Genomic DNA, 20,962 nt, shown 5'->3' with positions numbered 1-20,962 from the left:
TTTTGTAAGCATGAAGTCGCCTCACAAAACTAATCAATTCTGGAGTCTAGCCATCAAACTTTTGGTAGTAAGTCTAAGTTTTGTTGTGATTTATAAGGCAGTTCTAGAAGTGAACACCTCACAATGGCAATTTATTTATAATTTTTCTCAATCTTCAAATTTGCTCTGGATCGGATTTTTTCTATCTCTTCTGAATTGGTCACTGGAAGCTTTGAAATGGAAAACTTTAATTAGTAATACACAAGCTATCAAAATTTCAAGTGCATTTTCTGAGACATTGAAAGCTCATGCGGTCAGTATAATAACCCCTAATAAAATTGGAGAATTTGGTGCAAAAGCTAGTTTTTATTCAAAAGCTAAAAGACCTAAAATTTTAAAACTAACGCTGACAGGTCAGCTTTATCAGCTATTAACGACTTGTCTTTTCGGTGTTTTGGGCTTGATATTTATTTACTCTCAATTATTGTTCGAGTTAAAATTATCTATTGGAATTGTTTCAGGATTAATTCTAGTTTTAATTTTAATTTTTCATTTAATGAAATTAAAGTATGACTGGCTGACAAGGCTATATAAGTATTTGACTTCTCTTGTTAAACTATCAGGTAGTAATAACACGAAAGTTTTTATGCTTTCCATTTTGAGGTATTTGTGTTTCAGTCATCAGTTTTACTTGCTATTGTGGTTATTCCAGCCAGAACTGAATTATATACAAGTTATGCCAATTATTTTTTCGATTTATTTTATCAGTTCGTTTGTGCCTACATTTTTATTACTTGATGCCACTTTAAAAGCTGGTTTAGGTTTAGTTTTGCTGAAGGGTTTTCTAGCTTCAGAATTTATTTTAGCTGTAACCTTATTGATGTGGATATTCAATTTTGGGATTCCTGCTCTTTTTGGAAACCTATTACTTATGAAGCCTCAACGAATCCCATTTCAACCTAAACAAGCCTAATGATGACTTGGATTCTTGGGTTTTATCTGATTTTAGTTCTATATCTGATTTATATCATTTGGATGACTTTGGGCTTAACTAGGTTTTTAAATCAAAAGCATCATAAATTTAAAAATCCCAAAACCAAATTTTCGATTGTTATTCCCATGCGGAATGAATCTGATAATCTTCCTGCTTTGTTCAGATCAATTTCAGAATTATCCTATCCCAAAGCACTATTCGAAATTATTTTAGTGGATGATGACTCTCAAGACGACTCTTGGAAATTGACTAGAGAATTTCAAACACACTATCCTGATATCAAAGTCTATCTGATATCAAATTCAGAAGGGAATTTTACACCCAAAAAAAATGCAATTCATAAAGCGATTTCCATTGCTTCAAAAACCTATATCCTGACTACTGATGCGGATGTTCTTCTTCCAACTCACTGGCTCGAAATCTACGATTCAACCCTTCAACAGACAGATGCAGACTTGCTTGCTGGCGGAGTAGTGGTGGCAAAAAGGGCTTCTTTTTTATCTCATTATCAACATTTTGATATGTTGAGTTTACAAGCTTTTGGTTTGGGTAGTTTTGCTAGAAATCATCCCGTGATTTGCAACGGTGCCAATTTATGTTATAGAAAACAAGCTTATCTAGATGCTGATGTAAATCTCGGAAAAGAAAAAATCGCTAGCGGAGATGATGTGTTTACTTTACAAAGTTTCAAGCGAAAAGGCTATGCAATCGAGTATTTATCAAATCCTGAAAGCGTTGTATGGACGATGGCTCAGGAGTCTTTTGGAGAGTTTTGGCAACAGCGCAGACGCTGGGCGAGAAAGACGACTTCTGTGGATAGTTGGTATATGAAGGGCGTTGGAATATTAGTGACTTTGATGCAACTTGCTTTGGTGTTAAGTATGTTTTTAGGCTTTTGGAATCAAGCTTTTTTTGGTTTTCTGGTAAATGCTTTCGTGTTCAAGTTTGTGGTCGATGGTTGGAGTTTGTCCAGAATGGCAAAGATTCAAAACTTGAGTTTTTGCTGGATGGATTTTTTAAAAGTGAGTTTGGTTTATCCTTTTTTTACACTATTTTTTTCTTTGACTAGCTTGTATGGAAAGTTTGAATGGAAAGGAAGACGGTTTGCTAAATGACTACTTTAAAATTATCGGTAACTGAGTATGTAAAGGAATTGGAACACTTCTTTTCTGAGCGGGATAAACTTCTGGAAGGCCAGAAATAGCATCATTTAACCAATTTTTAAGTTCAGGATTTTGAGAAGAGATTTCACTAGAAATCTTAATGTTTTTAATTCTAGTCTCACCTTCTGTAGAGATATAAAGTTCTAAGACTACAGTGTCTTGAACGGAGTTTGTAGTGATTATTTGTCGCTGACTTAGCTGATCTCTAACTGCTTTTTTTATTTCAGTTTCGAAACAAGTTTTACTTTGCTCCTTGGAAGTGATGACACCACAATTATCAAAAGTTGGATAAAAATCCACTTCCTTCCAATTGATAGATTTTAATTCTTCTTGCAATATTTCATCTGCAGATTGTTTTTTGAGATTTAAATCATTGCAAGAACATAATATCAATACTAAAAAAATAGGAGTCCAAAACTTCATAAAGTAAAAGTAATCAAAAGCATTTTAAGATGAAGTTTTGTTTTTGGATTCTATCCACAAAGACATGTATTTAGTACTCTGAGTGGTATGGTGCATCAAAATCTGACCTACAAAGTTTTGTTGTCTATGCAGATTCAAATCTGATTCCAATTTTTTAACTCGCTTAAAAAAATTGGCTGCGAATACTCGACGCTGGAAACGTTGATTTATAATTTTGAAACCATTCTTTTGACCAATCTTCCAGCGTTTTGGCATTTTGTAAAGCAAGATGGCTTGTTTGGCAATTTCATCTGGAGAATTTGCTATTTCTCCACACCAGGGCAAATCACCGCAAAGTCCTTCGGCTCCAACAGTAGTTGTTATAGAAGGTGTTCCAGCCCTCATAGCATCTATAAATTTACCTTTTAAGCCAGCTCCAAACCGAAGTGGACCTAACAATACTCTTGCTTGCTTTATAGCGTCTATAGCATTTGGCGCTCTACCTTTTATTAAGAATCCCTGTTGTTGATTATGAAGTTGCTCTACCTTTTGTGAGGTATAAGCTCCGTACACATGAAGTTCTGCTTCTGGCAATTCTTTCTTGATGAGTGGCCAGATTTCTTCTTTTAAGAATAAGGTCTTATCCCAATTGGGTGCATGCAAAAAATTGCCAATACTGATAAAATTCTGGCGTTCCTCAAAACTTGGAAGGTTTTGAATGTCATTGTCTTTCATTGGTTTAAGAAGGAAGGGGAGATAAAGCAAAAGATTTTTATTGACTTTAAATTCATTGACCAACAAATTCATTTCAGATTTTGAAATGATTAAACTTATGTCAGTGCGTAAAATAGAAGCTATTTCTCTTTTAGCAATGTCTGTGTACAAATATTTCTTTTTGAAAGTCTTTTTCTCTTTATATGCTTGCTGTCTTGCTTTTCTCAAAAAATGTAGATCTTCTGTATCCAAAATTCTTATCGCTTCAGGACAGTGTTCTGCAACTCTCCAACCAAATTGCTCTTCCATCATAAATCGATCGAAAAGCACATGAGTTGGTTGTTCTTTTTTTAAGAATTCGTCAAACTCAGAGTTATTGACTTGTATCTGTTTTTGTGTAATACCAAGATGTTCTAAATCTTCTGCGTTTTCAGAATACTTAGCAGGTGAAGCATAAATAACTTCAAATTTTCGTTTTAAGAAAAGATCAATCAATTGCATCATTCTTCCGCCAGCAGCAGATGAATTTGGTTCTGGCCAAATAAATCCAATAATCAGTAACTTGGCTTTACTCATACTTTCAAATTTTATCCTTTGCGAAAATCGATAATAAAGCTCAACTTTTAGTTATTAAGCTGTTATTTTTTAAGAAGAGATATTTTGCAATGAATGTAGTTATAAGTCTATAAAAAGAAATTCCATACAAGCCCAAAACGAATAGCAAAGTCTCTATAAGGTTGTCTTGGAGCTGCAAAATTGGAATTACCTTCAAAAAGGGTTGTGAAGTTTTCCAGCTTAAAATAGATTCGAGCCTCCCTTACTTTAGCATTTATAAAGAAATCTGCTGTATAGAAACCATCCAGCTCTTGGAAATCCTGAATTGCAAATTCTGAAAGAACAGGATCATAGGCTTTACTCATAAAGCTTGTGAAGTAATTGAATGTAAATCCAGTTTGAAGATATAAAGCTCTGTCAAAAAGGTAGTTATCATAAAAAAGTGAATTTCTAGTCACAAATTCTGGTACAGGGAATACGGACTCGCCTTCAAGCACATTTTGATACATTACAGTATTCGCTAGATTGAAGTGGCCGTATTTAAAATCTTTTTCAGCTTTAATCTTAAGATATCGAATTTGAAGATCAGTTTGAAACGGTCTGACTAAGCTATCAGCCTCAGAGCCGTCTGGTGCTTTTTCAAATCCAAAATAAGCATGATTATCTATTTGTGTAAAAGAAGCTGTCACTTTTCCGTAAACTTCAGACTTTGCCTCAACTCCAAGATGTTGAGTATTTACGTTATCAAAATCTGGGTTATACCAATTGTAATTTTCATAATCACTTTGATTCAAAATCCAGTTGAAATTAGGGGCTGATGAACTTAAATCTACTCTCGCAGAAAATTGAAGTGAATCTGAGATTTTTGTACTTGCTTTACCATGAATTTCGTATCCACCATCATAATCCCCAGTTATGTTATAAGCAGCTTTACCCTCAAGTTTAAATCCTTTATAAGTTTTTAAATACGTTCCTCCTAAGCTTATAACGTCTGTTTTTAGTCGGTTAGGAACACTGTTTTCTTCATAAATTATAGTTGTATTATATCCATAATTTAAGTTAGTATGTTTGGCCATAAAGCCAATGCGTCCAAGATATTTTTGATAATAGGATAACACCATAGTGTTTGATACATTTTGGTACTCAACCTCATTATTTAAGTCAGAGTTTTCAAAGGGAATCCCAAAAAACTGAGGAGTAGAGCTAGCTTGAGTAAACGAGTATTCTTTATCTGTAAAGTCAAAAATATGTTTCAAGTGCACTTGTCCATTTTGAGTTGAATCATTTCCTGGCCGGATATTGTAATATTGATTGAGATAAAATCGCTTGGCATCCATTTTATTTTCTGCATTTCTAAGTCTTATTTCAGCAGAAGCTCTATTTTGGATTTCTTCAATTTCATCAATGAACTGTTGGTTTGCACGATCTGTAAGACCACCATTTTCTTCATTGAATATGTCTTGAGTAGCAAAATGGGTTCTCACAAAATAGCGATTGTTTTTTGTTCTGTAATTAAGCCCAATCCTTAAGTTCCCCGTACTTGTTAACTCTCTTTGGTAATTTCCTAAAGAACGTAATCCCTTGTAAGCTATAGAAAAATTTAAGTTGGGCTTTAAATTGATAGCAAACTTTGCATCCAGAGCTTGACCTTGTTGAAAAACAGTTCTGAAGTAAAGTTCAGTCAAAGGCGTAGGCACTTCGTAATAGGGGATGTCTTCTGCTTCTAGATAAAAGAAATGTTTTGCTCTTGCTCCAAAACGAGGTAAAGCCTGTAAATCGTTAAAAGAATACCCCAATTCTGTGTAAGGCCTGCCAATATTAGAAAAAGGCAATAGTTCAAAATCATCCTTTCTTAAGTAATTGTAAGCATAGTCCTTTCGTATGCTTAGTGTTGTATCCACATAAGTTGTGTCGTTACTTATGCTTATGATTTTATATTTAGAAATATGAGGCTTTTCTCGGTCGCTTTTTACAGAAGTTGTTTTTTCTCCGCGTGAATTGTTTAGGTTTATTTTACCTTGACCTTGGGCACCGTCAGTAGATCTTAAGCCCTGAGCTTGAGACCAAGTCGAAAATAAAAGGATGAAAATAAGATAAATTACCGACTTCATTAGCATTTTTAAAACGTGAGCAAAAGTATCATTTTTAGTTTACTTAAGTTTTAATGTTATTTAGAAATCAATTTAGAATGTTAGAATTTATATTTTTGCTTCTGAAATTGATTATGCTTCAACTCAACTATCAAGATAAATACTTAGAATGCGGAACAGATGAAGCTGGCCGAGGCTGCCTAGCTGGGCCTGTGACAGCAGCGGCTGTTATCTTACATGAAGATTTTACTAATGAAATTCTTAATGACTCTAAATTACTTACTTCCAAAAAACGTGAATTTTTAGAAGTTATTTTAAAAGAAACTTCAGTAAGTTATGGCATATCACACATATTTATGGAAACGATCGACGAAATAAATATTTTGAACGCGTCAATTTTAGCTATGCACTCTTCAATTAAAAAGCTCAATCCACAGCCTGAAATGATTTTGGTAGATGGGAATAGGTTTAAGTCCTATGAAAAAATTTTTCACGAGTGTATCATTAAAGGTGATTCTAAATTTTTAAGTATTGCCGCCGCTTCTATTTTAGCAAAGACAGCAAGAGATGCTTTCATGAAAAAAATAGATAAAGAATTTCCTATGTATGGTTGGGCTAAAAACAAAGGATATCCTACAAAAGCTCACAGGAAAGCTATTCAAACTTATGGAATTACTAAATATCACAGAAAAAGCTTTAAGTTGTTGCCAGATCAGATGGAATTAAAATTGTAAACCGAGGCTTTTTCTCTGTTTTAATTCTAATTTTCAACTTAATTTTGTGTTTTGAAATTCTTCATATATGCGTTATCTTTTTTTAATTATTTGTTTTTCAATAGGTTTGAGTTCTTGCGATTTCGATTCAGATTCTACTCAGGGTAAACTCATAGATTTTATTCCTTCCAAGTCAATTTTGATATTAGAATCCGAAAATCTTTCTCAATCTCTTGAAGAGTTGACCTCTACAGAGTTATTTCAAAATAATGATTCTTCACCTATTTTTCAAGAGATTAAGGATAATTTTAAATTCACCAGATATTTCCAGCAAGACGCTGAAGCTTTTTTGGCAGTGACTCCAATTGGTGAACGTGAACTCGCTACTTCATTGATTATCGAAGACAAGTACTTAAAACTAGATTCCATTCAGCTTAAAAAGCAAAGTAAAATAGATTATGCTGGCAAAGAGATTTCAGAGTTCAAGCTAGAAAATGCAACATTTTACTCAACACTTATTGAGAAAGTTAGAATTTCTTCGGAGTCTAAGCTCATTATTGAAAACGTCATAAGAGCTTACAATAACCAATTCAAATTTAATGAGACTTTCTATAAAGCTCATAAAGCGGCGACGGGAGAGACTTCAATTTTTATTGATTTGAAAGAAGCTGACTATCTTTATAAAAATGAACTTAAAGGTTTAAATCCTAAATCATTAAAGGGTTTAGGAAAATGGCTTAGTCTAGATGTAGAGGTTTCCGAAGGAAATTACACATGGTCTGGAGCTATATTAACCGAAGAAGCAACTGATAAATTAAATCTATTTAATGGAACTTCTCCTAAATCTTTTAGGCTTCATGAAGTTACACCTGTGAATGCAACTGGATTTTTAAGCCTGTCTTTTTCTGATTTCAAAAAGCTGCAGGGGAATAGGTCTGCACAAAACTACAAAGCTACATCTCCTTTAAAATTTATCTTTCAAAATGCTAATGAGGTTGGAGCAATAGAATTGGAAAATGGAGCGTTGGTTTACGACATGATAAGCTCTAATGTGACTAAAACATTAGATTCACTATCTACAAAAATACAACAGGAAACATCATTCAGAAACCAAACCATCTATAGTTTTGAAGCTGAAAACGTTTTTGCAGATTTCTCTCCGCTCTTATCCAATCATAAATTTTCTGTATTTACAGTTTACGATAGTCATTTTTTATTCGCTAAAAATCAAGAGGTTTTAGAAAATATGCTTGTCAATATCAATAATCGCTCAGTATTGAGTGAATCTTCATCTTTCCAAATGGCTTTAAATAAAATGAGTTCTTCTGCCCATATGGTTTGGGGTGGACAGCTGGACGCTATTGTCAATCAGTTGGAAAAGTCGGCGACAGAAGACTTTCTTCCAAACCTTAAAAACTTCAATACCAATGGCTATAGCTCCGTAATGATGCAAGCCACGCAGGAAGATAATTTTGCTTTTGTGAATGGAATTCTTTCTAAAAATAAAGCAGAAACTGAATCAGGTGAAGCAATACAGGCCAAACGAGTAAAACTTGAAAACACCATTACATCAGACCCTTACTTCTTTACAAATTGGAGAACTCGCCAAAAAGATATTGCAGTTCAGGATGAAACAAATACACTGCATCTGATAGCAAAAGATGGAAATACAATTTGGAAAAAAGCTTTGGATAGTAGAATTGTTGGCGGTATCCATACCTTCGATATCTACAGAAATACTAGATTACAGATGGCCTTTACGACTCAAAATAAGCTTTATGTCATCGATAAAAATGGTAACAACGTCAATCCATTCCCTCTAGACTTCAATGATTTTATAACTGAAGGGCTCGCTATTTTCGATTATGACAATAATGGAAAATACAGATTTGTAGTAGTTCAAAACGATGAGGTCTTGATGTTTAACAAAGAAGGTAAGTTGGTGAAAGGCTTTGATTATAAATCTCAAGGCAACATCAAACGCACACCAAAACACATAAGAATAGGTCGAAAGGATTATATTTTAGTGGAAAATGATCAAGGTCTCAAAATTCTAAGTAGGACAGGAGCAGAGCGGGTAAAACCCAGACAAAAAATTTCAACATCTGGAAATGAGTTTGGCTTGCATAATAAGAGTTTTGTAGGATCTAATGGAGACGGAGACTTATTGAAAATTTCTGAAACTGGTACGGTAAAAACAACGGAATTGAACTTATCTGATAATCATTTTATTACCGTAAGTCCGAAACACGTAGTGACTTTTTCGGAAAACAAACTGAGTGTCAACGGTGTGAGCAAAACTTTGGATTATGGCTTGTATTTACCACCTCAAATTCACGAACAGGCCAACAGGACATTCTTTAGTATTGTGGATCAACAGGCGAGTAAAGTGTATTTGTTCGATGAGCAAGCAGAGCTTGTTTCTGGTTTTCCAGTCTATGGAAACTCACAAATTGATTTGGATTTAAAAGTTCCTAATGAGATCAATTTCATCGTAAAGGGAGATGATAATGCTGTGTTGATTTATAATAAAAATCTTTAAGAATCCATAAGCTTTGCTTCAAAAAGCTCAGCAAAGTGTTTTTTGAGTTTAACTTTTACTTCATCCACAGGAATCTCAGCTTTCCCAAGTTCCACGTTGAGTGAGGTCACGGCTTTATCTTTGATGCCACAAGGCACGATGTTATCAAAATAGCCTAAATCTGCATTCACATTAAAAGCAAAACCATGCATGGTCACCCAGCGAGATGCTCTTACGCCCATAGCGCAGATTTTTCTGGCAAATGGAGTTCCTACATCTAGCCAAACACCAGTTTCGCCTTCACTTCGCTCAGCTTTAAGTCCGTATTCTGCTAGAGTCAAAATCACCATTTCTTCAAGAAAACGGAGATATTTATGAATATCGGTAAAGAAATTTTCAAGATCTAAAATCGGGTAACCCACAATTTGCCCTGGTCCATGATAAGTGATATCACCCCCGCGATTAATCTTATAAAAAGTAGCCCCTTTTTCCGCTAGCTGCTTTTCATCGAGAAGTAAATTGGTCAAATCCCCACTTTTACCTAAGGTATACACATGCGGATGCTCAACGAAAATCAGGTGATTTTCTGTAGCTAAATCGGTTGATTCACGTCGGTTTTGGACTTTTATGTTGAGTACTTTCTGAAACAATTCTTCCTGAAAATCCCAGGTTTCTTTATAATCGCGCTGTCCCAATTCCAGGACTTTTATCTCTTTATTCATCGGTTTCAAATTCTTATACAAATGTAAACTTTATAGCGGAGACCTTTGTTTTATTTTGAATTTACCTCCATTTCCTTAACAGTTTTGCGACAGCCAGCATAGATGCTTGGCGTTCATTATGTGATCCGTCTGTTGAGCGTGAAGATTGAAATTCAACTTATTAAAATATATTTTAAGGTAAGCTGAAGGCTTTACTTTTTGAAATATATACGGTTTTCCCGTAGTAAAAGTACGGTCGGACCGTAATTCTTTTAAATCTTAAAGTTTTACTATTGCCTCGTTAATAATTTACAAAATGATTTTTCACACACACACACACACAGCAAAAACTGTTCGACTTTATGAAAGAATAGCCTTTATCTATGGGTTTACTTAGTTGTGAGTTTTACTCCCAGGAAACTATATAACTAACAAAATCACATATTTAAAATGAAAACTATACCCATAAAAATATTACTTCTAATTTCAGTTTTATTTATAGCCATAGGCTGTGAGAAAGATTTGATTCAGATTTCTAAAAAAGAATCAGAGATACAAACTATCGATTACGGGATATCAGCGGAAGAACTTAAAGAATCTCAAAGTTTTCAAAAGTCTTCTAAAGCTATTTTAAAATCGAAGAGGGTAGATAAAAATAGTTCAAGGACGAGCCTGATTGAAAGACTAGATCTCGACAATGCATATTATCATAAAGATAAAAATGTTGAGGTTCTCACTGTGCCATTTAAGACGTTTGGCACTTACAAAAGAGTACTTTTTAGTTTTACAAAGGCTGAAAAAAACACAAATTCTTATTTATTTACTTATCCAGATCCTGATAACCCTAACGAGTATTATGTAAGCAATTTAGACGGTCAAGTGTTACAAAAAGTTTTAATTGATCAAAATGGACAATCACAAATCATAAATTTCTTAAAAAATAATTTATCTAAAAATACAGGATGTACTGAAACTATATATACTACTTGTAGTCAGGGTATTCATTCTTTTGCCGATGGAACGGCAATGGAATGTACTTATTGGAATAATTTAAGTCAAGGCACACCTCCACAATTAACAACAGTTCCAATTGGCTGTTCAGGTTCTGGAAGTTCTGGAGGTTCGGATATTGGGGGTGGAACTTCGGGAGGAACTGTAAGTCCTGGCGGAGGTGTTTCTACGGGACCAACAGGCGGAGGAGACTCTGCGACTCCGTCTATTACAAAGGAAGAATGTGAAATAATGTTGGATTGTGATGATTGTAACCTGCAATATGATTTAAACGATGATTGCCAGATATCCTTTGATGAAGTACATTTTGTATCATTTCTCGAAACTTTAACAAGAGAAGAAAAATCTTTTATTATAAATGATTCGCTATTTTACGAAACATTATATAATTACTTTAGTCAAAACAACCAAAGTGTAGAATCCCACAATTTTGGATATTATGCTCTTTTAGCTAAGATAGAAAACCCAGAGGCAGAAGTGGATTTTGAGGATAGGATAATAGATGAGTTAGAGGGTAAAGAGAAATGTCTAAACGACCATTTGGAGGATTCAGGCAATGATTTTGTAAAAGATATGCTTTCGAATTTTCAAGGAGATGATTCTGAATTTGGAATAAATATAAAATCTGAAGACCAAGTCATTCATATAGATGATGATGGAAATCCTGTAGAAGTTAATGCAAAAACTACGTTTTCTGGAAATAGTAATATAATTAATATTGAAATAAGCACTTCTAGAGCACAAAGCAGAAAGGCCTTACAAGTCGTTAGAACATTACTTCATGAATATATCCATGCTGATATATTCAGAAAATTAAATACATTACCACCGTCAAATAGTGATTTAGATTTTAGAGATTTTTATGATAGTTTTGAAAATAATAATTTTGAACCTACTCCTGCTCACGAGACTATGGCTGCACTTTACATAAACTCAATGAAAGAAGCCTTAAAAAGTTTTCACATGACAGTCATGACTGGTGATTATGATTATTTATCTTCTCTTAATCCGAATAATTTAGATGCATTTTATGAAGCTTCGGCCTGGCAGGGATTAAAAAACCATAGTGTAGAAGCCTGGTTAAATATGCCTCAAAATCAAAAAGATAGTATTGATCAAGCCTATCAACAATATATTTTCACTACGACTAATAATTGTCCAAACTAGCTAATATGAAAAACTATATAATCCTTATTGTATTTGTAATGCTTGTGAAATGTGCTTTTTCACAATCAATATCAACTAGTCTTTTTTTGGTGGTAGATAAAAAGACAGATTCTATTAAAGTAAGTAATAAAGATTCAATTAACTTTAAATACTCTCATTTTAATAAAAAAAAGAATTGGCTAATAAGTATGTCTCATATTTATGTATCTGGAGCAGATCAGAATAATTACAGATATTTATTACCAAAAGAAATGATATCAGAATTGGAAAGAAAAGGAAATCTTGAGGATATTCAACCTTTTATGATTAAACTCAACCACTTTAATTTTAAAGAATTAGCACAATTTTTTAGTAAACATTATTCTTATTATTATGAGTATTTGTATAGGAGCAGAAAAAAGACCTACAAGCGTTATAATATTTTTATCATTTTTAAATCAGACTTAGATAAAACTTTCGTGCCCTGTTATGAAATGTCTTTGTTAAAGAGTAGAATCACGCATATTTAATTATTACTAAAAGCAATTAAATGAAAAGTATTTTAATTTTGTTTTTACTCATGTCAAGTTTTTTTACCTTCTCTCAAGGTACAAATGAACTTTTTATTTAAAAGGGGAATCTTCCTCCATTACTGCCGATGAATATGGTAAATTATACTACACGCTTGTTATAAATAGTCAGGAAGAAGATTTTATAACTGACGCATATAAATTTGAGATCCCGAATAAAAAAGATTTCGAAAACTATCATAAGTTATCAGAAATTAGAAAAGAAGTGGATTTAGATACTATACAATTTCAAGATAAAAAACAATTAAGTACATACAATCCTTGTGATTTACATAACTACATCAGCAGTAAGTCTATAGTTTACCTTCTATATGAGGATATTGATGGCTATTATTTTGTAAAGATGAATTATTTGGGAACCCAAAAAAATGTTGAAGTTTTAAAAACGGGTTTTTAGCTTATTTATAAGATCATCTTCCGAAAAACGGAGAAAATGAATAGCAAAGATATACACTTATCAATTTTAAGAAAAAACCACCTTTATTGAGGTGGTTTTTTCTTAAAATTAAATCCAATTTAAATCCTAACCCTTCTAATCCACAACATAATTTAATGGCACATCATATGATAGGTACACTTGTAAATTTTCTTATGCAATTTGACTCTTCACTTTCATAAACTCAAGCAGATGCTTTAGCTTGGGCAGGTTTGAAAAGGGTACAATATTTGAAATTAATGCATATGGTCAAGATTTAAATGCAGGTTCAGCACAATGGTTGATATTAAATAAATACTACTAAACATGAAGGCATTATTATCAATATTTTTAATTATTAATTTTTTATATCAAAATACGATTAAAGAAGAATTGATGACAAAAATATTAAAACATAAGGAAGTTTTACATTATGTAGATGATCCAATCGTTTTTAAAAATAGCCTAAGTGAGAACTTTAAAAATCTGCCTTTAACATCTGATAAAAAATATCGTGATGTTTTAGTTATCAAAGTTTTAAAGAAAATAAAGCCTAATAAAGAAAATTATAAGCTCGGAATTTTTATTCCTAACGAAAACGCTTATATAGAGTTTGAAGCTTTAAAAGATTTTTATGGATGTTGGGATATCAAAATACTAAGCTCTGTTGAATATTAATCGCCTATGACTTAAAGAATAAAAAGGCGGTTCTACATTATTAGATTCGTTTTCTTTTGCTTGGTGTTGCAATTTTACATGAGTTTGTTCACTACAGCAAATATCAAGGAGAAGAATGGAACTAATAAGCATTGGATGATTTCTTATACGTTCGAGAAAACTTTGGTCCATATTTCAAGCATAAATACAGTGTTGAATCTGATACCTGGAATTATTCTCATCCTGTTGGTGGACATCAGAATCATATTCATTTCTCAGTTAGATAATATAATTATGGAAAAAGCATTTTTAAAATTAAGTATTTTCTTATTTTTTTTAATTTCAACTATAAGTTGTAAAAGTCAGGAAGGGTATATTGAAATTAACAATAAAGAAGATTTAAGATATTATTTATCAAGCATAAATGAATTAAATGTGAATAGCTACAGTATGTATTCTAATGCTGTATTCCTGAAGATATTTATAATGGATGACTCAAAGGCGACTCCAGATGATTTTTTTGAAGGTTATGACGGAATACTTCAAAGTCTATTGATAACTATAAATCCTGATGGAGATTATTATACTCAAAGTAAATTGTTCAAGATAGAAGGAGTTTTGAATCCTGAAATAATAGAAATAAAAGAACTGGAATACCCAAATTTTAAAATTGTTATTGAAATAGGCAATGTTAATGATAGGGTGCAAAAATCATTTAATTTCAACGCTAAGTTTGATTAGAAGCTCTAAACAATGGTGGATTTAGATATTAAGGATGGCAATTTAATTCCTACTAATCAATAATATCATGAAACTATTATTCATTATTTCAGGACCAATATTTATAGTATTCATTTATCTACTTGTTAATTTCTTTATCAAAAATCGAGTCAAGTTCAAAACAAAGACTAAGCGTATTTTATTTACAATTTCAACGTCTATCTTAATTTATCTAATTGTTTTTTTGAGCACTGTATTTATTTATTTATTTCGGTTTTACACCTCAATTAGATTTTAACCAGCAAGTATGGATAGATGAGCCTTCAAAAAGATACTTAATGCTTGAAGACTTGATGGAAAGCAAGTTGCTTACTTCTTATACGACTGACGAAGTAAAGGAGAAGCTAGGTGAGCCAACGGTCGAAAATGATAGCATTTTTGAATATAAAATAATCGAAGTAGGTAAATTAGATTTTTATGAAAATAGATTGCTTATTTATCATGAAAATAAGGAAGTCATTAATGTGGACTTGAAAAAGCGAAAACTGCATTAGAATTACTTAAGTTAAATCCTCTTCAACCCCTTCAGCTAGATCCTCTTATCCAAGATACCTCTTAAAAGTCAGGAACAATTTTTTAAACTGAATATCTAAAAACATCAAACCATCAATGCACAAATTCAGTAGAAATAGAAAATAATAAGAGACAAGCACATTTCTTAAAATCTTTAATCCCGGGTTTGTAAAAGAAATTGTTGGATTGTCTTTATCTTTGCGGCTTTAGAAAATTATACACTCATGCAATTATCAGAACAAGAACGCGTAAGGCGAGATAAACTGGCTACTCTCAGGGAAATGGGCATCAATCCGTATCCTGCTGCTCAATTTGATTATACTCATACCTCCAAACAAGTAAAGGAGGATTTTGAAGAAGGTCAAAAGGTAGTGGTTGCTGGTCGTCTGGTATCACGTAGAATCCAGGGAAAAGCATCTTTTGCTGAGTTGCAGGATGGGGAAGGTCGCATCCAGGTTTATTTTAACAGAGATGAAATTTGCACAGGGGAAGATAAAACTTTGTACAATGAAGTATATAAAAAGTTGCTGGATATTGGTGATTTTATCGGGATAGAAGGAGAGTTGTTTACGACTCAAGTCGGTGAGAAAACCATTAAAGTTTTGGATTTTCAGCTCTTGAGCAAGTCTTTAAAACCGCTTCCACTACCCAAAAAAGATAGAGAAGGCAAGGAGTATGATGGGTTTCATGATGCCGAGCAGCGCTACAGACAGCGCTACGCCGATTTGGCGGTTAATCCTGATGTGAAAGAGATTTTCAAAAAACGCTCGGCTTTGTTTACAGCCATGCGGGATTTCTTTAATGCGCAAGGCTATATGGAGGTGGAAACGCCAATTTTACAATCCATTCCTGGTGGTGCGGCAGCGCGTCCTTTTATTACGCATCACAATGCTTTAGACATTCCATTGTACCTGAGAATTGCCAATGAATTGTATCTGAAGCGTTTGATTGTTGGTGGCTTTGATGGTGTGTATGAGTTTTCCAAAAACTTCAGAAATGAAGGCATGGACAGAACCCACAATCCTGAGTTCACGGCCATGGAAATTTATGTGTCTTACAAAGACTACAACTGGATGATGGAGTTTACCGAAAACTTGCTGGAGCATTGCGCCATGAAAGTCAACGGAACGACAAAAGCGAAGTTTAAAGAACATCATGTGGACTTTAAAGCGCCGTATAAGCGAGTGACCATGACCGATGCTATTATAGAGTTTACAGGCTTTGACATCACAGGCAAGTCTGAAGAAGAGTTGAGAAAAGCAGCTCTCGGTATGGGCTTGGAAGTGGATGAGACCATGGGAAAAGGTAAGTTAATCGATGAAATTTTTGGAGAAAAGTGTGAAGGCAACTATATAGAACCTACGTTTATCACCGACTATCCCAAGGAAATGAGTCCGTTGTGTAAAGAACATAGAGACAATCCGGATCTGACTGAGCGTTTCGAACTGATGGTGTGTGGAAAGGAAATTGCCAATGCCTATTCAGAATTGAATGATCCAATCGATCAGCGTGAGCGTTTTGAAGAGCAGCTAAAATTGGCCAAGAAAGGTGACGATGAAGCGACTGAGTTTATTGATTATGATTTTTTAAGAGCTTTGGAATACGGCATGCCTCCAACCTCAGGTTTGGGAATTGGTATGGACAGATTGATTATGTTTTTAACCGATAATCCATCTATTCAGGAAGTTTTATTCTTCCCGCAAATGCGTCCGGAAAAGAAAAAAGTAGAGCTTACTGAGGAGGAAAAAATAGTTTTAGAATTACTAAAACAAGAATCTCCACAAGAGTTAGAAGCTATCAAGTCAGCTTCAGAACTGAGTAATAAGAAATGGGATAAAGCTATAAAAGGATTGAGAAGTAAAGATCAGGCTACGGTTGATAAAACTGACGAAGGTTTGTTTGTAAGGTTGTTGTAAGCAGTAAAAAAACTTAAAACTGATTCTCTGTGAACTCCGTGTCTCTGTAGTTAAATTCTCATCATTAAGACACGTAGTGAACAAAGCCTTTGATGAAAGGCATGAGTCCTTCTAAAGTTCTATCTTTTTAAGCTGATAGTTGCTGAAAGTCTCCAGCGTTTTCTCTAAAGCATACTTCATGTTGGTCTCAGCCTTCAGGCTGTCATGAAAAACGATAATGCTGCCAGGTTTAGCTTGATTTCTTATCCGAAGAAAACAGTCTTCTTTTGAGACTTTTGCATTATAATCCTTACTAATTATGTCCCACATGATGATGTGCTGATAGTCTTTTAAAATGAGCTTGGCTTGAGTCGAGGTACATTTACCATAAGGTGGTCTAAATAGATTGGATGTAACTGAATTTGATTCTATTTCTTCTTTGCAAAGCTTTACATCCTTCAGGTATTCTTGGGTTGAAGTCTTCCAGCCATTGATATGGTGGAAGGTGTGATTGCCAACAGCATGTCCTTCAGCTATAATTTGTTGAAACAGTTCAGGATGCTTTCTGATGTTATCACCAATGCAGAAAAAAGTAGCCTTAGCCTTATGCTTTTTTAGTTTATCCAACACCCAAGGGGTAACTTCAGGAATTGGCCCGTCATCAAAAGTGAGGAACATCTCTTGATTTTGTGTAGAGATGTTCCAGACACGTTTGGGAAAGATTTGCTTCAGAAAGTCATTTGATTTCAAATCTTTTATTCATTTGGAATTTGATCTGGCCTCAATAAACCCTTCTTCGAGCTATCCTTTTCTATCTCCTTCATATCTTCTTCATTTAGTTCATCCAAAAGATCCTGGTCCACATTTTCAGACTCTGAATCTTGATAAAAATGACTGAATTTCTCTAAGTAAGAATTAAATTCAGCTGCCTTTTCTTTTACCATTTCATTGTCCTGATAAATGATTAAGATATCGACCAAACTTCTATACTTTTCGATTTCGGTAAAAATTCTTTCAGCATGTTCAACTTGGTTTTCATAACTCATACCTGCGTAATAGTTAAGCCATTCCTGGTAATTCGTAGCTAACTTTTCCCAAATTTCTCTGGCTTTTTCTGGTTTATCAATTTGATAGTAACCTGTTACAAAAGGTTCGACTAATTGATAATACTGATAATGTTCTACAGGGATGTGCTTCATGCCCAGATCAAGAACATCTTCTGCTTTTTCAAACTTATTTTCTTTAATCAATTTTTCGACAAGACGAGCCAGGTTACTTCTGTAAGTAATAGCGTTTTTTCGAGTTTCGGGATCGTGATAAATATCGTCACTTCCACTATTTCCCCATTCCCAATCCCTGACGATGTCATACATCTTGTCCTCGTCAATACGCCCCATATCAAATGGGTTATTTGGATTGACGGGTGTTTTGATAGGCACGAGTTTATAAGTCACTCCTTCAAGCTGCAAATAGTCTTTCATCCAGAGATAGTCTTCATCTCTAAAACTTCCCCCGGTGAAATAAATAGGCCTTTCCCAATCATTATTGGCTAGCAAGTCTAGCATCATCAAGTTGGGCTTATAAATCAGATTATCTTCAAGAGTAATATAAATATTAGGCTCAATTAAGTCAGCGTCCTCTGGCTTTACAATTCCATTTTGTAATATTTTTTCTTTGTCGACAGGAACTCTAATATTTTTGGTAGGAAACGTATTGATGACTTGTCCGCTTTGTAATTCAGCTTTAGTGGTTTCGTTATCACTTTTGATATATTGTATAAATTTATCAATGGAAAGTGTATCATTTATTCTAGGATCTTCTTGATACCAAACTGCATCATTAGTTCCATATTTATAATCATCGTGTTTTAAAGTAGTTTTAATGGGTTCACTTTCATAAGCTTTCCTTCTCATCTGGTCGATATACCAGTCGGTTGCAAAAAGACTTGTATTGATGGTTCTTACGTCTGTTCTGTAGCCTTCAATTTCCTGAGCATACCATAATGCAAACGTATCATTATCACCTATAGTGAATAGAATAGCATTTTCATCTACAGAGTCCAAATACTTTTTGGCCATCGCTAAAGTAGTATACTTGCCCGAACGGTCATGGTCATCCCAGTTTTCTGACGCCATCAAAACAGGCACACAAAGCAAACAAATAATTCCCACTGCCGGAGCTACTATTTTAGGAGTGATGTATTGCTTTAGATAATGAAATAAAGCATAAACTCCTAGACCAATCCATATAGCAAACACATAGAACGAACCTACGAGAGCATAATCTCTTTCCCTTGGTTCAAAAGGGCGTTCGTTCAGATAAATCTTTAGAGCTATCCCTGTAAACAGGAAGAAAACTGTGAGTACCCAGAACCGTTTGACATCCTTAGACGCATGAAAAAAGAGACCTATGAGTCCTAAGATGAGTGGTGAGAAGTAATAAGTATTTCTAGCTTTATTTTCAGATAAATCTGAAGGGAGATTTTCTTGTGTGCCCAATCTATTTTCATCAACGAAATCGATTCCACTCAACCAATTTCCATCAAAATTGGTGTATTTACCTTGATTATCATTTTGTCTTCCAGCGAAATTCCACATAAAATATCTCCAATACATATAACCCATTTGAAATTCAAACAAGTAATTGAAGTTAGATGCTGTAGATGGTTTTTGAATATCTAAATATTGATTGAACCTCTTTAAAAAGCTGATATATCCTTCTGAAGACACCTCTCCGTTTCTAAAGTCAGACCTAAATGTATTGACAATGGACGTTAGCTCTTGCTCTCCTCTGTATTCTGGTTTTATGGAAAAATCCAATGGTCCAGTAAACATCATGTAATTGGAGGCATGTTGAGTACTCCACATTCTAGGAAGGAAAGTTTTATGCGCCGCATCTGAGTTTTGCTTAGCATTTTTATAGTCGTTTATAATTACATATTCACCTTTCTCTTCATCTTTTTCATAAATAGGATCATCATCTAAATAGGGGTTCTCTGGGTCTAGGCCAGCAAAGATCTCTGTAAATTGAGGTCCGTAAAACAAATGAGTTTCTGGGTATTGATCTCTGTTATAATACGCTAATAACTGTTGAGCACTACTTGGATCGTTTTCATTAATAACCGTTCCTGCGTTGGCTCGAATAGGAAGCATGACCCAACTTGAAAACCCTATAAAGACAAATAAAATACAAAGCAAGACCGTATTGGTATGAATGTAATTTTTTCGTCTAGTATATTTTAATCCAAAGTAAAATCCAGCTATGACTAATAAGCCAGCGATGATTGTTCCAGAGTTGAAAGGAAGTCCAATACTATTAACAAAAAACACTTCCATCTTTGCGAAAAAGGTAAGCGAGTAGGGTAGAAGTAGTTTAAAAATAAACAGTAAAATTCCGACAACAACTACGTTAGCTATGACAAAATTTTTGACAGTAATAGTTTTATAATTCTTGAAATAGTATAAAAATCCGATAGCTGGAATTGTAAGTAACCCCATGAAATGTACACCAAATGAGAGTCCAATTATCAAACAAATCAAAATCAACCAGCGATTCCCTCTTGGCTTATGCATGTCTCTTTCCCATAGCAATCCAATATAAAACATCGCTGCCATGAGGCAGGCCGCCATCGCATATACTTCAGCTTCAACGGCACTAAACCAGAAACTGTCTGTAAATGTGAATGTAAGAGCCCCGATTAAACTACTCGATAATATAGCTATGTCCGATGCTTTAGTTTTTACTTCAATGTTTTTAGTTAGTTTTTTCAATAACAGCGTGATAGACCAGAACATAAATAAAATCGCAAATGCACTAGCTACTCCAGACATGAGGTTAACCATAAAAGCAATCTGGCTATCATCTGAGGCAAACATAGAAAAGAATGCACCAAATATTTGGTAAAAAGGGGCGCCAGGAGGGTGGCCAACTTGAAGTTTTGCTGAGGTAGAGATATATTCTCCTGCATCCCAAAAGCTAGCTGTGGGTTCTGCTGTGAGATAATAGGTAATGAACGCTACTAAAAAAGCAAACCAGCCTAATAGTTTGTTCCAAAATGAGAAGATGTGCTTTGCCATTGAAAAAAATTTTGGACGAAAATAAACAATTATGAAATCTTATAAAC

At 34.0% G+C, this 20,962-nt stretch carries 16 protein-coding genes; 10 read left to right on the top strand and 6 right to left on the bottom strand.

The genetic code is table 11. The features are described 5' to 3' along the window. Positions 1 to 10 precede the first annotated feature (10 nt). A complete protein-coding gene (locus tag ACFQ0R_RS08470; protein ID WP_379657941.1) occupies positions 11 to 952 on the top strand; it encodes a hypothetical protein in 942 nt (313 codons plus the stop codon). Beyond that, positions 952 to 2,088: a glycosyltransferase gene (locus ACFQ0R_RS08465; protein WP_379657940.1), complete on the top strand. Its 1,137-nt coding sequence runs from the start codon at positions 952 to 954 to the stop codon at positions 2,086 to 2,088. Before ACFQ0R_RS08470 ends, ACFQ0R_RS08465 begins: the two co-directional genes overlap by 1 nt. Here ACFQ0R_RS08465 and ACFQ0R_RS08460 read toward each other — a convergent pair whose 3' ends face one another. From ACFQ0R_RS08460 to ACFQ0R_RS08450, 3 genes are all read right to left on the bottom strand, one after another. Next, positions 2,089 to 2,559 carry a hypothetical protein gene (locus tag ACFQ0R_RS08460; RefSeq protein WP_379657939.1) on the bottom strand — a complete coding sequence of 157 codons (471 nt, stop codon included), beginning with the start codon at positions 2,557 to 2,559 and terminating at the stop codon, positions 2,089 to 2,091. Between the two features lie 24 nt (positions 2,560 to 2,583). Further along, positions 2,584 to 3,828, bottom strand: a complete 1,245-nt coding sequence (locus ACFQ0R_RS08455; protein ID WP_379657938.1) for a glycosyltransferase — start codon at positions 3,826 to 3,828, stop codon at positions 2,584 to 2,586. Positions 3,829 to 3,935: 107 nt separating this feature from the next. After that, positions 3,936 to 5,918: a putative porin gene (locus ACFQ0R_RS08450; RefSeq protein WP_379657937.1), complete on the bottom strand. Its 1,983-nt coding sequence runs from the start codon at positions 5,916 to 5,918 to the stop codon at positions 3,936 to 3,938. Positions 5,919 to 6,031: 113 nt separating this feature from the next. Here ACFQ0R_RS08450 and ACFQ0R_RS08445 point away from each other — a divergent pair, with 113 nt between their 5' ends. Next, positions 6,032 to 6,631, top strand: coding sequence for a ribonuclease HII (locus ACFQ0R_RS08445; RefSeq protein WP_379658068.1), 600 nt, complete (start codon positions 6,032 to 6,034; stop codon positions 6,629 to 6,631). Between the two features lie 67 nt (positions 6,632 to 6,698). Next, positions 6,699 to 9,152, top strand: coding sequence for a hypothetical protein (locus tag ACFQ0R_RS08440; protein ID WP_379657936.1), 2,454 nt, complete (start codon positions 6,699 to 6,701; stop codon positions 9,150 to 9,152). Here the strand turns inward: ACFQ0R_RS08440 and lipB are convergent. Further along, positions 9,149 to 9,853, bottom strand: coding sequence for a lipoyl(octanoyl) transferase LipB (gene lipB / locus ACFQ0R_RS08435; protein ID WP_379657935.1), 705 nt, complete (start codon positions 9,851 to 9,853; stop codon positions 9,149 to 9,151). The two genes, ACFQ0R_RS08440 and lipB, sit on opposite strands and share 4 nt — an antisense overlap. 429 nt (positions 9,854 to 10,282) lie before the next feature. Between lipB and ACFQ0R_RS08430 the strand changes: the two genes are divergently transcribed. From ACFQ0R_RS08430 to lysS, 6 genes are all read left to right on the top strand, one after another. After that, positions 10,283 to 12,010: a hypothetical protein gene (locus ACFQ0R_RS08430; protein ID WP_379657934.1), complete on the top strand. Its 1,728-nt coding sequence runs from the start codon at positions 10,283 to 10,285 to the stop codon at positions 12,008 to 12,010. 5 nt (positions 12,011 to 12,015) lie between these two features. After that, positions 12,016 to 12,519 (top strand): hypothetical protein, encoded by a 504-nt coding sequence (locus ACFQ0R_RS08425; protein WP_379657933.1) that lies wholly within the window; start codon positions 12,016 to 12,018, stop codon positions 12,517 to 12,519. Positions 12,520 to 13,321: 802 nt separating this feature from the next. Continuing rightward, positions 13,322 to 13,672: a hypothetical protein gene (locus tag ACFQ0R_RS08420; protein WP_379657932.1), complete on the top strand. Its 351-nt coding sequence runs from the start codon at positions 13,322 to 13,324 to the stop codon at positions 13,670 to 13,672. Positions 13,673 to 13,750: 78 nt separating this feature from the next. Next, positions 13,751 to 14,392, top strand: a complete 642-nt coding sequence (locus ACFQ0R_RS08415; protein ID WP_379657931.1) for a hypothetical protein — start codon at positions 13,751 to 13,753, stop codon at positions 14,390 to 14,392. A gap of 317 nt (positions 14,393 to 14,709) precedes the next feature. Beyond that, the gene (locus ACFQ0R_RS08410) at positions 14,710 to 14,925 is read left to right on the top strand and encodes a hypothetical protein (protein WP_379657930.1); all 216 of its coding nucleotides are present in this window, start codon (positions 14,710 to 14,712) and stop codon (positions 14,923 to 14,925) included. 243 nt (positions 14,926 to 15,168) lie between these two features. Next, positions 15,169 to 16,860 (top strand): lysine--tRNA ligase, encoded by a 1,692-nt coding sequence (gene lysS, locus ACFQ0R_RS08405; RefSeq protein WP_379657929.1) that lies wholly within the window; start codon positions 15,169 to 15,171, stop codon positions 16,858 to 16,860. Between the two features lie 111 nt (positions 16,861 to 16,971). On the opposite strand, the gene ACFQ0R_RS08400 is transcribed toward lysS, so the two are convergent. Both ACFQ0R_RS08400 and ACFQ0R_RS08395 read right to left on the bottom strand, forming a co-directional pair. Further along, positions 16,972 to 17,589 carry a polysaccharide deacetylase family protein gene (locus ACFQ0R_RS08400; protein WP_379657928.1) on the bottom strand — a complete coding sequence of 206 codons (618 nt, stop codon included), beginning with the start codon at positions 17,587 to 17,589 and terminating at the stop codon, positions 16,972 to 16,974. Positions 17,590 to 17,594: 5 nt separating this feature from the next. After that, the gene (locus ACFQ0R_RS08395; protein ID WP_379657927.1) at positions 17,595 to 20,915 is read right to left on the bottom strand and encodes a glycosyltransferase family 117 protein; all 3,321 of its coding nucleotides are present in this window, start codon (positions 20,913 to 20,915) and stop codon (positions 17,595 to 17,597) included. Between the last annotated feature and the right edge of the window lie 47 nt (positions 20,916 to 20,962).

This window comes from Psychroflexus salinarum, assembly GCF_042677225.1.
Lineage (GTDB): Bacteria > Bacteroidota > Bacteroidia > Flavobacteriales > Flavobacteriaceae > Psychroflexus > Psychroflexus salinarum.
This window is presented reverse-complemented; position numbering and strand designations above follow the sequence as displayed.

Coding starts and splice junctions, on each gene's coding strand:
- ACFQ0R_RS08440 (WP_379657936.1), top strand. CDS start 6,699: ATGCGTTATCTTTTTTTAATTATTTGTTTTTCAATAGGTTTGAGTTCT.
- ACFQ0R_RS08395 (WP_379657927.1), bottom strand. CDS start 20,915: ATGGCAAAGCACATCTTCTCATTTTGGAACAAACTATTAGGCTGGTTT.
- ACFQ0R_RS08465 (WP_379657940.1), top strand. CDS start 952: ATGATGACTTGGATTCTTGGGTTTTATCTGATTTTAGTTCTATATCTG.
- ACFQ0R_RS08460 (WP_379657939.1), bottom strand. CDS start 2,559: ATGAAGTTTTGGACTCCTATTTTTTTAGTATTGATATTATGTTCTTGC.
- ACFQ0R_RS08450 (WP_379657937.1), bottom strand. CDS start 5,918: ATGAAGTCGGTAATTTATCTTATTTTCATCCTTTTATTTTCGACTTGG.
- ACFQ0R_RS08430 (WP_379657934.1), top strand. CDS start 10,283: ATGAAAACTATACCCATAAAAATATTACTTCTAATTTCAGTTTTATTT.
- ACFQ0R_RS08470 (WP_379657941.1), top strand. CDS start 11: ATGAAGTCGCCTCACAAAACTAATCAATTCTGGAGTCTAGCCATCAAA.
- ACFQ0R_RS08425 (WP_379657933.1), top strand. CDS start 12,016: ATGAAAAACTATATAATCCTTATTGTATTTGTAATGCTTGTGAAATGT.
- ACFQ0R_RS08455 (WP_379657938.1), bottom strand. CDS start 3,828: ATGAGTAAAGCCAAGTTACTGATTATTGGATTTATTTGGCCAGAACCA.
- ACFQ0R_RS08420 (WP_379657932.1), top strand. CDS start 13,322: ATGAAGGCATTATTATCAATATTTTTAATTATTAATTTTTTATATCAA.
- lipB (WP_379657935.1), bottom strand. CDS start 9,853: ATGAATAAAGAGATAAAAGTCCTGGAATTGGGACAGCGCGATTATAAA.
- lysS (WP_379657929.1), top strand. CDS start 15,169: ATGCAATTATCAGAACAAGAACGCGTAAGGCGAGATAAACTGGCTACT.
- ACFQ0R_RS08410 (WP_379657930.1), top strand. CDS start 14,710: ATGCTTGAAGACTTGATGGAAAGCAAGTTGCTTACTTCTTATACGACT.
- ACFQ0R_RS08415 (WP_379657931.1), top strand. CDS start 13,751: ATGAGTTTGTTCACTACAGCAAATATCAAGGAGAAGAATGGAACTAAT.
- ACFQ0R_RS08445 (WP_379658068.1), top strand. CDS start 6,032: ATGCTTCAACTCAACTATCAAGATAAATACTTAGAATGCGGAACAGAT.